Here is a 14,703-nt window from a genome sequence, read left to right as displayed (position 1 = left end):
TACCCCATTTTTGTTAGTCCCTCTCTGCTGCCGCCCTACTCGCTGCAATTGAGCGATTACAGCGCCCATGGTTCGCAGCGTCTGATGGTTACCATTGTGGTGAACGATTTGGAGGTGGCTAACCTTCCGGTTAAGTTGCGCTTGACGATGGAAACGGCAGGGGCGACTATTGAAACCCCCGTTACGCTTAATACTACCCCCATTTATCTGGATGGGGGCAGCGCTACAGTGCTGTTTGGTGAAGACCTTTACGATTATTTTAATTTGAACAACCTGCAGTTTAAGGGTTTTAGTAAGGAGGCTTACCAAAGAAGCGGGCAGATGCCCGAGGGTTTTTACAGGTTCTCGATAGAGGTATTGCACTTCCATACCAATAGGGTAATTTCGAATACCGGTACAACCAGTGCCTGGATGGCTCTGGGTCATCCACCTGTTTTGCGTTTGCCCGCCAACGATGCAGAATTGGGACAATATGTGGGTGTCCCAATCACTTTTTCCTGGCTGTCCAGCAATGTTGGCAGTCCCGTTTCGGCCGGCAGTATTCGCTATAAGTTTGAACTTTGGGAAGTGCGTGTAAAGGGAGTTAATCCCTATAATATTGTTGGCTCCATGCCGGTTTTTTACGAGCATGTAACCAGTACCAACAGCTATTCCTTTAATCCTGCTTCCGTTATGATGGAAGAGGGGATGACTTATGCCTGGCGGGTAACGGCCTTCGATGAGAGCGGCCTGGTACCCTTTGCACAAAACGGACAGAGCGAGGTGCGCACCTTTACTTACAAGTCGCGTTGCGAAGCTGTAAGTGATATTAGCGCTACGGCCGGGGGGCAAAAGGGCTCTTTTGTCTGGACGCCTGAAAAGAACCATACTTCTTTTAACGTAGAGGTACGAAATGCCGCGACCGACTGGTTTTCAGCTAGTGAGACGTACGATAGTAAGGTGGAGTTTTTTCAGTTGGAAAGGGGACAGACTTACGAGTTGAGGGTGCAGGCCGTTTGTAATGGAGATGCTGCTTCGGTAAGCGATTATTCTTCCTGGACTTCGCTTCTTATTCCTGACAAAAAACCGGATGAAAGCAACGATGATTGTCCCGATTGTGCCTGCAGTGACGATTTACCCGATGTTGAGCTGACCAATTTTGAGCTGCGCCATGACCTGACTGTTGGAGATACCCTGACGAATAAAACGGGCACTACCCGATTTATTGTGCGCGAAGTGAATGCTCAAGGCAACGGCATTTATAGTGGCATTTTTTACTTCTGGGGCGAGTTGTGGGGCATGAAAGTCCCCTGCGAGTTCTCCGATTTGCAGGTGAACACCGACAATGTTATTGTAAACATGGATTACAAAAGCATCAACGACCCTAAATTTTTAGTTGGAGTAGATGTTTTGGTTGAGAAGGGAAACGATTTTTTGGATCAATTGGCTACTGTGACCGCCAAAACCCGCATAGTGGACACCATTTCCGTTCAGCAAGAGTTTGATTACGTTGTTGTAAAAGACGGTGAATTGTATGCCGTAGTTGTTGAACAAGACGCCGTTGTTGAGCGACCAATGGGTGTTAGCCTTGAAGAAGCCAAGCAGAAATTGATTGCCAATGCCGATGGAGATGAGGTTGTAATCAGCTCCAAAGGGGAGCCTATGGGTGTACAGGAGTTTAAAGCAACCGGTGGGAACAATCGTTTGGTGAAAAGCTACAATGAGCAGAAAGAAAAGGAGCAACTTACCGAGGGCTCCATGGTTGGTTTTTTACCCTACGATAAGCAGAACTATGGTTTTGATGCCTACGACCCTCTAAAGCAAAGGATTCAACGTTTTTATCCAAGTCTGGATAATGGGTACCGACCCGCCTTTAAGAGTGTTGAAAGTTTCAGGTACGATAAGGTTTTGACCGATGCCTCAAGCGACATCAGTTTCCGGGATGAAATGGGTATTCCCGCACTATCTGCCACTGGCGCGCTTAATGTTCAGGGTCATATAGCCGGTAGTAATCGGGCTCTGTATGCTTACCGGGCCCTCAGCGACAGCACCGAAGAAGTTGTAGGAAAACTCAACGTTGTAAGTTTTGACAACACACTCAAACGCGTGCATGTTGTACCTGTAAATGGGGCAAAGATGCCCACCCAAAGTCAGTTGGAGCATACCCTGAAGCAGGTTTATAAGCAAGCCATTGCCACATGGACCGTAGTCTCTGAGCCCGGTGTAAGTGTCCATTTCCCTGGAGGACGAATGACTCATGAGGGATCCGGTACATTCAGCACCTACAACGACGACCAAACTGCCATTGTAGATGCCTATGTAGCCACCGGTCGTAAAATTGAGCGAGGTGACCTATACCTTTTCTTTGTGGAGGGAGCCACCTTTAAAGATCGCAGTCTGGCCGGCTACATGCCCCTTAATCGTCAGGTAGGTTTCATTTACGACAATCCCTCCCCCATTATTGTAGCCCACGAACTGGGTCACGGCGCCTTCAATCTTCGCCACACCTTTAGTCCCGAAGAATTTATACAGGATGAGTCCAAAACCCAAAATCTCATGGACTACAACGGCGGCACCGACCTGTGGAAATACCAATGGGACTTGATTCATAACCCGGAAAGTATACTGTTTGCTTGGGCGCAGGATGAGGAAGAGGGGGCGTATAAGATTAACCTTGCAAATTTAAATTGGATTAAGGCTCCAAAAGCTTCGGGTTTGTATTTAGCTCCGTCATTGTTTCCGATATGGCTTGAGGGTGTTTCAGAAGTTGCTGTTTTAAAAGATGCTGAACATGGGATTGATGTAAAACATATTTCCTCTGAGGCTATCTACGGCTTTAAAACTTCAAGTTTATCTTTTCAAGCTGAGGTTACAACGGATTTGTTCGCCGGGTATAAAGAAGAAGGTGGTAACACGAATATTTCTTTCATGGGGACAGGGAAGGAAACTCAAACTGAAACTGAAAAATCAAGTTATTCCCTGCTTTTGTGGGATATTGACAAGGATGAATTTATTTCCCGGCAAATTAATAATAACAAATGGTTTCCAGAGCCAAGCTCCTGGGGGAGTTATAGCGCAGCTGGTACTCTTGTTTCAGGTATTGATGAATTTACCTTCATGCCTTGCGGTCATTTGCTGCGTGATTATGCCGAATCGCCAATAATGGATAGCCGCATTTTAAGGACAGCTATATATAAAGACCCTTGTTTGCTTGAGCATCCATTTGTTCCAATGGGTGAAGGTCTTGGCTACGAGACTGAGTTTATGAAGGGGCTAAATACTATGGTGGGAGCTGGACTTGGTGCAGCGTTTTTCCCAGCTGCAGTAGAGATCCTTCTTGTTCCTATTTTAGAGCAATCACTTCCGGCAATTGTAAATGAAGGGGGCTCATTTTTTACCGGTTATTTAACTCGGAAGAAGGCTATTGATGTAGCTGTTGGAGTTACTCTGGATGTGACCCTTCAGAGTTTTATACTGCATGTTTTTGAAGATGTCCATTTGTCTGAAGTTCCTGGCAGAATTGATTATTATCAAACGACCATTTCTGGCACTGAGGCCCTAATTGACAATCAGTTTCTTGAGACATTTATAACACCTCTTTATGGAGCTTTCTTTGATAATGGCAGAATTAAAGAGGATGTGCAGTTTGATCGGGTCTATTCGGATTATTTACAGGGAGCAGCGACTGCATTATTAATACGTATTGCTACTGAAAGAGCCCCTGGAGCAGGGAAAGCACTTAAGAATAACCTGATTAAACTTAAAGGGATAGCCAAAAAATCGCTTCCAGATTTCAGAATAAAATTAAGAAGTAAGGGGGTTAGTGATGCCGATATTGATGAGATAGTTAGGTATTTAGATGAGTTGGATGATGATGCTGCGAGATTTAGGGAAAGTGCTTCTGTTGGGTTAAGTGAGGCAGAGTTGCTATTTAAAACAATTAATCGGACAACAATAAAGTTCAAGCCAGGGACTGTTGTTAAGAGAGCTCATAATGAGCTTTATGCATCTTATAAAATTGAAAATCCCCGATATGAAAACTATCCGTATCATAGGGGGATGCCTGTAACTGATATGGAGCTAGAGGAGACAGCCTATTTTGCTCGGATTTATACTGGTGAACGTATGCAAGGGGAATGGATTATTCGTATTGAGGATTTAAAAAAGTATGATAGTATTGATGATATTATTGAAGAGCTTGCAATACCTTATAGCGGAGGTTTTGGTGAAAAGCCTACCAAGGTAGCTCTTGTGGAAGTGCCAAAGGGTACAATTATAAGGAAAAGTACCGCTGGTTTCCAAGAATGGAGTCATGTTAGTCCAGCGCTGATTCAAGAAGGTGGAGCAATTCAGTATCAGATTGTTGGTTTTGATTCAGGTAATCCGATGTATGATGCATGGTTTAAGCCCGTTGGCGAGTTTGAAAGACTAAATGATTAAGAAGATATGAAATATGGTTATTCGAATAATGTGCTAATTGTCAATGAGAAGCCTGTTTGTTTTGTGCTTAGTATAAATAGAGTTGTGGAGTTTTCCAATGTGTTAGTGGTTCAAGTTCGAGCAAAAGATGCGGTGGAATTTGAAGCCCAAAGGAGTGAGCTCCTGAAGATGGATGGAGGATTAGTGTATGGGGTAGATTCTTGTGCAGAGATTATTTGGCAGGTCCCCTATAAACATGCTGCTTTTGTTAATTGTCGGACTGATGATTGGTTTAGGCAGGAATATGCTAATCGTGATGTTGTTGAAATTCATGATGGTTCAATGATGAGATATCATATCGATGTAAATACTGGGGAGGTTTTAGCTGAAATACATGGCCGGGTTTAGTTTTTCTCCCTATTACGTTGGATAGCCGGCATTTTGTTAGTCTGCTTTTTTTAAGTAGTCATTGAGTATTATCAGTAGTCCAATTCCAATAAAAATACTTATTAAAAGAACCTTGCCACCCCAATCATCAATTCTAGAAAAAAGAGCGAGAATCATTTTGTTTTTGGCAAGTAGGGTGCTTTCAGCGTCAACGGTCACCCATTTGTCATAATTCCAGTTGATAACTAATGCGAAAAGCATAAAAGCAAGCCCTCTAAATGAGGGTTCAATGATGTTGTATATTTTCTTAAAAGAACAGGCCATAACTAAACTGTCTGATATTTAATTGGAATAGCAGCATAATTTTACAAAGCAAAGGCCTTTCTGCCTTTAGATTCCCGTATAAATGTGTCAATCACGTCAAACAATGTTCGTTTTTTATCTTCTTCCAGGAGTTCAATTTCTTCGATACGCTTAAGCGTGTTTTTATCAAATTTGCTGTTAACTCCCTCTCCAACCAGATAATCGAGAGAAACCTCAAGAGCATCAGCAATTCTTTTGGCCACTTCGATTGATGGTATGGCATCGCCACGCTCGTATTTACCCACCATAACCTGAGATATGCCAGTCTGGCTTGCCAGGTCACCTTGTGACATGTTTTTGGACTTACGTAAGTCAGCAATAATCTTACCTGTTTTCATAACTACAAGATGCTAAAACATACAATAGTTCTCATTTGTTGCAAAATTACATAATTATAAGACAGGAATAAAGTGGATAGTTTTTGGAGTTCTAAAAATTATAAGATGTTTTTGTATCTGATAGTTTTATTGAAAAGTTTTTAAAATAATTTTCCAATGCAAATCCCCGACATCAAAAAACATCTGCCCATAACCAAGGTTTTGTCCCATTACAACATCAAAATAGACAAAAACCACCACATCAAATGCCCCTTCCACCAAGACGACAAACCAAGCTGCAAAATATACCCCGAAACCGGTACCTTCCATTGCTTTGGATGTGGTGCCACCGGTGACCAGATAGAATTTATTGAGAAATACGAAGCTTCGACAGGCTCAGCTTCCGGTAAGCATGAAGCTTTGAAGAAAGCTGCAGCACTTGCAGGAGAAGAAACCAACGCTAAAGATGTAATGGGGATTGCATCCAAAGGAGCTGCCAAGGGGAAGGCCGAAGATTTTGCAGGGCTTTTTGCCCGGCAAATAGCAAGCCTTCCCCGCAGCCCCAAAGCGTTAGACTACCTTAAAGGCCGTGGCCTAAACCCCGAAATGGAAATCGGCTATAACAGTGGCCAGTACTGGAACAAACTCAAGCAGTGCATCACCTTCCCGTTGAAAGACCAGGCGGGCAATATCACAAGCCTTTACGGCCGCAGAATAACAGAAAGCAACGGCTATAACATAGAGTACGGCCGCCATTACTACAGCGAAAACCGCAAAGGCCTTTATCCAAGCTATCCGCCACAAGACACCCATACATTAATCATCACCGAAGCCATCATCGATGCTGCCAGTCTTATCCAAATCGTAGAATTAAAAGATGCTTCGATACTCTCCGCCTACGGCACTAATGGCTTAAGCGCAGAACACAAGAGGGCCATAACAGCATGGAGCAATCCTTTAGGAATAAACACAACAACAGAAAAGGAAATCATCTTCTTTTTTGATGGCGACCGGGCCGGCAAAGAAGGAGCCCTTAAATACGCCGAGGAACTGGCAGGGCAGGGCGTCACAATCAGCATTGTTGCCACGCCCCAAGACGAGGACATCAACAGTCTTTGGATGAACTACGGAAAGGAAGCCATACTGCAACTAATCGAAGAACGACAGCCGGCCTGCAGCACCAACCACCAACCTTTACCACCATCTTCTTCTTCAACTGAAGATTTTTCAAATGTTGAGCGAAGCGAAATCCCGACCTGGAGCCTCGGGAAAGAAAAAGGAAGCCACCCATCCAAAGCTTTGCAGATGGCGCAAACCCAATCACCCTTAAATACAGAGCAGCCCAACAAAATCACTTATACTACCCAAACCGCCCGTTATATTGTAAAAGGCAGCCTACCCAAAACCTTCGACCGCATGACAATCAGTCTGGACGTCCAGCATCTGGAAACCGCCATCAAATACCGCACAAGACTGGATTTGTACGAAGAAAAGCAAGTCAGAAAAGAAGCCCGGGAAGCAGCCGAGAAACTGGAACTCAGAAGCGACCTTATAGAAAACGACCTGTCGCAACTAACCGACCTGCTGGAAGAATACCGGGAAAACCAGCTACAGCAAAGCACCAAAGATGCAGACAGCGATAAAACCCTAACCCTGGCGCAGCAGGCCAGATGCAAAGCTTTTCTGCAACAAGCAGACCTAATCCAGAAGCTAAACCAACTCATCGGCCAAAGCGGCATTACCGGAGAGGAGAATAACCGTCTTTTTTTGTTTGTGATAGCTACCAGCCATAAAATGCCCGATACCCTGCACGCCCTGATACAAGGCAGCAGCGGCAGCGGTAAAACCCACCTACTCTCCAAAATAGCCGAACTGATGCCAGGCGAAAGAGTGGTGAAATTTACCCGGGTAACCGAAAACAGCTTTTACAACTACGACGAATACTTTTTTAGAGGCAAGCTCATCTGCTTAGAAGACATTGATGGCCTAAAAGAAGAAGCCCTCTTTGCCTGGCGTGAGCTGATAAGCAACAACCAACTAAGCAGCTCCACCAGCCAAAAGGACGAAAACGGCAATATCCGTAGCGCCCAAAGAATCGTAAGAGGTCCCATGGCCAGCATCTGCGCCACCACCCACGGCCAAATATATGAAGACAACATGAGCCGTCTTTTCATCATTGCTGTTGATGAAAGCCAGGAACAAACCGCCCGGATAATGAACTACCAAAAGCAGAAAGCTGCCGGGCTCATAGATGCAGAGAAAGAGCGAGAGGCAAGCACCCTTTTGCAAAACCTTGTAAGAATGCTCAAGCCCTGCAAAGTCATTAATCCTTTTGCCTACCAAATCCATTTGCCCGAAAAAGCCCATAAAATAAGACGCCTGAACGAGCTCTATTTAGCTTTTGTTAAGCAAGTCACCATCATCAACCAGTACCGTAGAAAAAAGGACGCACAAGGCCGGATAATAACCGATACCGAAGACCTTAAAATCGCCAATGAAATCATGTTCGACAGTATCTTTTTAAAAGTGGATGAACTCGATGGCTCCCTGCGCCAGTTTTACGAAGAACTAAAGCACCATATCAAAACAAAATCCAACCCCGAACAATACGAGTTTATGCAGCGTGAAATCCGCCACGCCCTGAACATCAGCAAAAGCCAGTTGCAACGCTACATCAGCGATTTGATAGAACTGGAATACATCCAACAAATGGGTGGCTACCAAAACCGGGGCTACAAATACAAAATACTCTGGTGGGACGATATCGCAAAGCTGCGTGAAGATGTAAAACAGCATCTTAAAAATCAAATAAATAAGCTCAAAAACGAAATCCGGCGATAGGCTGGCGACCCTCTGGCGGTTCATGCGATTTGGGTCACAGAAATAACTCATTAACAATACTTAAAGCCTTGGCGACCCGTGACCCAGAAAAGTGTTAATAGAGAAATTAAAAGCAAGCAGTTTCTGCACCTGGTGGAAAGCTTTACCATCTGGCTCGAAACATTAGGCTACAAAGCCCGGAGTATAAAGCAAATGAACTGGAACGCACAAGAGTTCTTTGCCTTTTTGGAATCCCAAGGCACCCGCAGCTTAAGAGACTTTAAAAACAAGCAGGTAGGCCAGTATTTAGAATACCTGCAACACCGCCCCAACTGCAACAAAACAGGCGGTTTAAGTCCGGGTTACATCAACAAGCACATCACAACGCTACGTCTGCTCGGCAAATACCTGCAGCAAAGCGGGAAAGCCCTGATTAGCTTCAAGGCAGAACTGTTAAAAACCACCGAAGCCGCTACCTACCTAAGCAAAGCAGAAATACAGACCCTTTACCAAGCAGCCAAAGACGAAAACAACCTGTACAACCAAAGAGATACCGCCATGCTTGACATCTTCTATGGTTGTGGCCTTAGAGCCAGCGAAGGCGCCGCCCTTAACCAGAGCGACCTTCTTTTTGAAAAGAACCTTTTGTATGTACGAAAAGGCAAAGGCTACCGGGAAAGATACGTACCCATGAGCAAACAAGTAAAAGCCGACCTTCAAGAATACATCATTAACCAAAGAACCCACTTGTTAAACGCAAAGCAATCCAAAGCCCCCGATGAATCAGGGCAAGCTTTATTACTTGGCCGGGGTGGCATAAGATGGAGCATACAGGGCATGTACCACCGCTTGCAGCTCCTGAAAAGTAAAACCAACAATGAAATGCTGAAACAAAAATCCTTTGGCCTGCATATTTTGCGGCACTCCATTGCTACGCATCTTTTGCAAGATGGTATGCGCTTAGAAAACATAGCCCTGTTCCTGGGCCATAAATCAATAGAAACCACACAGAAATACACCCACTTAGCAAAGGAGGAGGAATGCTGAGTAAAGCGAAATCCAAAGAGCAAGGCGAAACAGAAAGCTTTGAAAAGTACCTTACAAGCAAAGGCTTTGGTAAGAACACCATCCTTGATTACACTCTTTTCATTGAAAAGAAGTTCAAACCTTATTTGAATGCATCTGCCAATATGGACTTAAGTTCTTTTTCTTCAATTGAAAGAAAAGAACCAATTGAATTAATTGAGCCAATTGTTGAGCCAATCGACCATGAAACGCTGATGGGGTACATCCGCTACCGGAAAGGCCAGGGAATAGGTCCCAAAACCATCAACATGGAGCTAAAGAAAATCAGTTATTACCTAGACTTTAAAGCCTTGCCCAATGTAGCGGAACCCATACGTGTAAAAGGTGTTCAACGAAGAATACCCCACGATTTATTTACCCAAAAGCAGCTCGACCACATCTACCAGAACTTCCCGGAAAGCCAGAGCCAGTGGACACATAAAAAAACATTAAGAATCTACCACCTTATTTTAGGCCTGCGCATTTATCAGGGCTTGCAGGAACAAGAGCTGGCAAAGCTTGAAATACACCACCTGCAGCTTGATAAAGGCAAGATTTACGTTCCATCAACCAAACGAGCCAATAAGCGGATATTAGACCTAAAACCCTTTCAAATACTACCCCTGCACGAATATCTTTTAACTGATAGAAAGTCTTTAAACGATAAAATAGAAGGGAATTACCTGTTCCACAAAAAGCGTCTAATTCGCGGCATGTCCAGAATCAAAGCCATGATAAAACGCTATGAACCCAGACTCACAAACATGGCCCAAATCCGTGCAAGCACCATTACCAATTGGCTCAAACATTACAACCTCAGAGAAGTGCAATACATGGCCGGCCACAAATATGTTAGTAGTACTGAACGCTATAGAATGGACACTCTGGAGGATTTGCAGAAGGAGTTGGAGAAATATCATCCTTTAAAATAGAACTAAAACCAAGTTTAAATCGTTAAATTTGTAGGAGATAAAACAATGGAAGTTATGAACGTAGTTGAAAAAAGAGACTTCATCCATAGTTATTTGCATCGAGCAAATGAAAATACTATTAATGAGTTTTACGAGAAGCTCCGTAAAGAGGAAGTCTTAAAAGCTAAGCTGGGAAATAGAGCCAGAAAATCAGAAGATGATATCCAGTCGGGGCGGGTCTTTTCAAGAGCAGAAATGGAGAGAAGAACTGCAAATTTAGGGTTGTAATGAAGCTTGTTTACACAGAACAGGCTTTGTTTAGCCTTGAAGAAGCTTTGAGTCTTATTGCTCCTAAAGTAACTCCTGAAAAGTTAATGGAAATCAGGGATAGTATATTTGATACTGCAGATACCCTATTGCTGCATCCATTACAAGGCCAAAAAGAACCCTATTTAGAAGATTTAGGATTAGGCCATCGTCGCTTAATTGAAAGTCATTATAAAATTATTTATAGGGTTGTTGGAGAATATATTTACATCACAGATATTTTTGACTCCAGACAAGACCCCGATAAAATGAAGGGATAAACCCCCCGCACAGACCCGGTAAAGCGGTGTTCGTCCTCGTCAGTCAGCAAAAAAGCACGCCAAACCGTCCGGCACTTTTTTTAAAAAGAAAGTTTTATAAGGTGAAAACAAGCGCCGTCCGCCCTTCGGTTCCCTCCGGGTTACGCTACGCTCCAGTTTGTCATGATTTTTGCCTTCCTTCCTCTTCCTCACTGCAGCTCCTTTGTCTGCTTAGGCCACTTGGTCCAGAGCTCCGTTCGTGCCTCTCTACGCTATGGCCCAAGCCGCCACGCATCCAACCGCTGCTGTGTTAGGCTCGCCTGCTAACTCCCTCGGTTCGCCTTTGTCATGGTTATTGTCCGCCCCACAAAAGCCAACCCAAAAATCAATAACCACGCCAAAGCCTCAGCGTAAACGCCACTGCCGGCTTCGCTTCCTCATTCTTCGTCAGCTCTCACCGTCAGGCCTCGGTCATACTCGCAGTCGGCTCGCGCGCACAGCGTCTGCAAACCGCTTCGTTCGTGCCTCACTCCACTTTTTTGCAGCCACTATCCCAGCGCTGGCTCAAGGCTGTTTTACCTTCGCACAGTTTCATATTATCAGCAGGTTGTAATCAAAGAAGAAAAGAAGGAAATCACTCATTTACAATAACACTTCAACCCCTAAAAAAACCGCCATTTAAACCTCTTCGGCCAAGTTAAAGCCCACCGGCCAACCCCGCGCAAGGCCAAGCCCTTCGGGTTTTGAAAAAAATCTCCACCCGTCGTTCCTCAGGGTAGTATTTTTTCCAAAAGCCTTGACCTGCCAACGCCAGGCTTAAGAAGTTGCCTACGGGTTGTAAATGCCTGGTTCCGCTCAAATCCGGGCACCACTTCACCCTTGAACTTTTTTTTCAATTGAAAATCCCTTCAAATGAAAAACCCTTCAAATGAAAAACTTCAATTGAAGAAAAAAGTAACTAAGGGAATTTTTCTATCTTGCAGAGCATTAGATGTAACGTTCTTTGAAATAAGGCTTAAAAGGCCATTTAGTGGAGCTGGTGGCTACCGGTTTTTACCGTGCTGATGATAACCTCAATGGGATTTGATTCATAACCCGCAGACGATGTTGTTTGCATGGGCGCAGGATGAGGAGGAAGGGGCTTATATTGACCCTGCTTACCTGACAATGGAAAACATTTCTATCGGGAACAACCCCGATGAAACCCAAAACGCATACACCTGCCTAACCCCCGCGGGAATCCCGATAACCATCCATGACAATGTAACATCATTGAATTTTGCCTCTAGGTTCACGGACAACATTGCCGATGGCGCATTGACAGGCTTTAAAAACAAACAGGGGAATTATGTTGCCCTCTACAACTTTGAAAAGAAGAAATTCTTGGGCTATGCCCGGATGATCAACCCCGGTGCCGAAAAACCTGTGGACAGGGTAAAAGATAGCGATGGGAATATCGCATTTTATGAAGAAGACCTGACCGCATCAAATAACATTCCTGCCACTTTGGTTTATTTGGGCTACCGTAAAAACTGCGCCATAGAGTTTAAAACAGTGATGCTTTCTGAGGCTGGAAATAAACCAACAGCGAAGCATAAAGGGGATGGCGATTTAAAGCCGTTGGACGGGTTACAGTTTACTACAGCAAAATTCTTAAAAACCATCACGGATGATGATGCCTGTATACTTCCACCGCTCAACCTTACCGAACTTGATTTAAGGGAAAATGCCAAACAGTCAGTATTTAACATTTACGGGCAGGGTGGTTTGCTGATGATGCTTTCCATCGGCAGCAAAACCGAATACATATATACAAATGCAGACCAGGAACTGAACAATTACTTCTACCGATGGGACGAGGCCAAAAACATGTGGGTGGACTGGTCGCCACAGACCCAGCCACAACTGGAGGCCAAAGACATTATCCTTGCCGTTTTTGCCATTTGGGGCGAATTCTTCAAAGACCCTCATTTCACCCTTGATGCACTTGGCACAGTACCTGTTTTTGGTGCGCCTTTTGACCTTGCCAATGGCTTTCTTTACACCCTTGAAGGAAAATATTTTTACGCCTCGCTTTCTTACCTGGCAGCGATACCATTTGTATTTGAGGGGGTAACCTATGTGAAGTATGTTTCCAAGGTTGGTGGTGTGGTAAAAACCATTGACTTGACTGTAGAGGGCGCTGCTGCGGTAAGCAAGATTGGCAAAAAGTTCAAAGCGGCCAAAATTGCGAAACTGGATGACGAACTGTTCGAGGTGGCCAAATTGGTTGACAGGAACCAAAACCACATAAGCACCATAAGCAAACTGGCCGATGAAATACCCACAGGAAACCAGTTAAATGCTGTTTTAAAGAAGCTAAACGGGCTAAGCGAAGCAAAACAACCCGAATTCCTTGCCGATATTGCCAAAGCTGATGGCCGGGTAAGCGATGCAGCCAACCTGCTTAAAAACAACCTTTCCAAAATTGACGAGGGTATTGTAGAGGCTTGGGGGTTGCTTGATGGTTCACCTGTTGTAAGGTTGGATATTAAAAACCTTGAGAATCTAAAAACGGTAATCAAACACCCGGATTACACGTTTACAGCTGACCAACTGACGGATCTTTCAACAGCTATTAATAACAGCAATAGCAAAGCTAAATTACTGGACGAATTATCAGAAGCCAAAAAACATACGGACAACTATCCTGATGCAAGCAGCATAATAAGTTTGGCAAAAGGAACCAATCCCATAAAATACGGGAAGCTGCATATCGCCTCGTTAACCGGCTTTTCCGACAACATTGATGCCCTTCTTGCAAAAGAAGGTATTGATATGAATACTTTTAAAGAGATCCAAAAAACACCTTTTGCAGACTTATCTATAAAGCAAAGATCTTTAATTAACAAGGTTAGAAATAGCATCCCAGAACCTACATCAAATACTTTGATGCAAAAAACAATTCCTTATTCTGACATTGCCAATTATACATCAGGTAAATATACAAGTTGCAAGGGATACGTAACTACAGCTGCAGATGCAAAGCACCTTTCCAACGTGGAAGATATTTATTATGGCATGCGACTGGATTATAGTGGGACTAAATTTTCCGCTGCAGATAAAAGTTGTGGGATTATCCGCTTTAAGGCGGATAATATTACTAAAATAGAGGTCCCAAAAAGTCCTGCCAACCTTGGCACAGTTACAGATCCCCCTCCATTTACCGGCCATGGTTTTACTGCAGCCAACAAGGGAAGGCTGGCCGTTCCGGAATGGAAGATGGATGACTGGTTTGAATTACAGGAAGGCGCTGAGCTTTGGGAAGTGTTTTCGGATGGTGCTGAAAAACTCCGTGCAGTTTATTCAAAAAGTGCAGGAAAATTTGTGCCAATAAACTAAAGGATCGTTATGAGAAACAGTGATTATACGTTTTTTAAGGGGCTACACCTTGAACTTTCAAACATAAGAGATGATGATGAAAGAGTACTTTTAAGTTATAAAGGTGAAAATAGCCCATCCCCCGGGTTTGAAAAAAGTATACATAGAAAAGATACATACGAGCTAATAGTAAACGTGAAAGATATTGATAATGCTTACCAGGTAAGGACATATGGTAAGTATAGGGGTTATACTTTTGGTGTTTTTAAGTTAGGTAAAGAAGGTATGGTCTTTATTGGCACTACAGATAAAGCAGCTTACAAAAAACTAAACTTAACGGAAGTAAACCAAAATTGGTATGGTGATGACATCCAAGGTACTGAATTAGATAAAATATGGGAAGAGCGAACACCAACAAGGGGGCTTCCAATGCCAGAAGGGCTGGAAAGAATAAAGGTTGTTAAAAGTTAGCGGATTAAGTTGTAAGTAAATGTAGCCTTCCCCAAAAATAGGACA

Annotated in this window: 11 protein-coding genes; 9 read left to right on the top strand and 2 right to left on the bottom strand. The window is 43.8% G+C overall.

Translation table 11 applies throughout. From position 1 onward, the window contains the following. Positions 1 to 147: 147 nt before the first annotated feature. Positions 148 to 4,419, top strand: a complete 4,272-nt coding sequence (locus tag B4W65_RS14290) for a fibronectin type III domain-containing protein (RefSeq protein ID WP_158522853.1) — start codon at positions 148 to 150, stop codon at positions 4,417 to 4,419. Between the two features lie 6 nt (positions 4,420 to 4,425). Beyond that, positions 4,426 to 4,806 carry a hypothetical protein gene (locus B4W65_RS14285; protein WP_088655852.1) on the top strand — a complete coding sequence of 127 codons (381 nt, stop codon included), beginning with the start codon at positions 4,426 to 4,428 and terminating at the stop codon, positions 4,804 to 4,806. A 36-nt stretch (positions 4,807 to 4,842) separates the two neighbouring features. Here B4W65_RS14285 and B4W65_RS14280 read toward each other — a convergent pair whose 3' ends face one another. Continuing rightward, positions 4,843 to 5,109: a hypothetical protein gene (locus B4W65_RS14280; RefSeq protein WP_088655851.1), complete on the bottom strand. Its 267-nt coding sequence runs from the start codon at positions 5,107 to 5,109 to the stop codon at positions 4,843 to 4,845. A gap of 41 nt (positions 5,110 to 5,150) precedes the next feature. Further along, positions 5,151 to 5,486: a helix-turn-helix domain-containing protein gene (locus B4W65_RS14275; RefSeq protein ID WP_088655850.1), complete on the bottom strand. Its 336-nt coding sequence runs from the start codon at positions 5,484 to 5,486 to the stop codon at positions 5,151 to 5,153. Positions 5,487 to 5,642: 156 nt separating this feature from the next. Here B4W65_RS14275 and B4W65_RS14270 point away from each other — a divergent pair, with 156 nt between their 5' ends. From B4W65_RS14270 to B4W65_RS14240, 7 genes are all read left to right on the top strand, one after another. Further along, on the top strand, positions 5,643 to 8,306 hold the full coding sequence (locus tag B4W65_RS14270; protein ID WP_088655849.1) for a CHC2 zinc finger domain-containing protein: 2,664 nt from the start codon (positions 5,643 to 5,645) through the stop codon (positions 8,304 to 8,306). Between the two features lie 78 nt (positions 8,307 to 8,384). After that, positions 8,385 to 9,332, top strand: a complete 948-nt coding sequence (locus tag B4W65_RS14265; RefSeq protein ID WP_088655848.1) for a tyrosine-type recombinase/integrase — start codon at positions 8,385 to 8,387, stop codon at positions 9,330 to 9,332. Continuing rightward, a complete protein-coding gene (locus tag B4W65_RS17475) occupies positions 9,326 to 10,282 on the top strand; it encodes a tyrosine-type recombinase/integrase (protein WP_205741292.1) in 957 nt (318 codons plus the stop codon). Before B4W65_RS14265 ends, B4W65_RS17475 begins: the two co-directional genes overlap by 7 nt. Before the next feature lie 54 nt (positions 10,283 to 10,336). Next, the gene (locus tag B4W65_RS14255) at positions 10,337 to 10,549 is read left to right on the top strand and encodes a hypothetical protein (protein ID WP_088655847.1); all 213 of its coding nucleotides are present in this window, start codon (positions 10,337 to 10,339) and stop codon (positions 10,547 to 10,549) included. Next, complete coding sequence (locus tag B4W65_RS14250; protein ID WP_088655846.1) at positions 10,549 to 10,848, top strand: type II toxin-antitoxin system RelE/ParE family toxin; 300 nt, start codon at positions 10,549 to 10,551, stop codon at positions 10,846 to 10,848. Before B4W65_RS14255 ends, B4W65_RS14250 begins: the two co-directional genes overlap by 1 nt. Positions 10,849 to 11,931: 1,083 nt before the next feature. Further along, a complete protein-coding gene (locus B4W65_RS14245) occupies positions 11,932 to 14,208 on the top strand; it encodes a hypothetical protein (RefSeq protein ID WP_088655845.1) in 2,277 nt (758 codons plus the stop codon). Positions 14,209 to 14,217: 9 nt separating this feature from the next. After that, positions 14,218 to 14,658, top strand: coding sequence for a hypothetical protein (locus B4W65_RS14240; protein WP_088655844.1), 441 nt, complete (start codon positions 14,218 to 14,220; stop codon positions 14,656 to 14,658). The last annotated feature ends 45 nt before the right edge of the window (positions 14,659 to 14,703 follow it).

Source organism: Geofilum rhodophaeum (assembly GCF_002210225.1).
Classification (GTDB): domain Bacteria; phylum Bacteroidota; class Bacteroidia; order Bacteroidales; family Marinilabiliaceae; genus Geofilum; species Geofilum rhodophaeum.
This window is presented reverse-complemented; position numbering and strand designations above follow the sequence as displayed.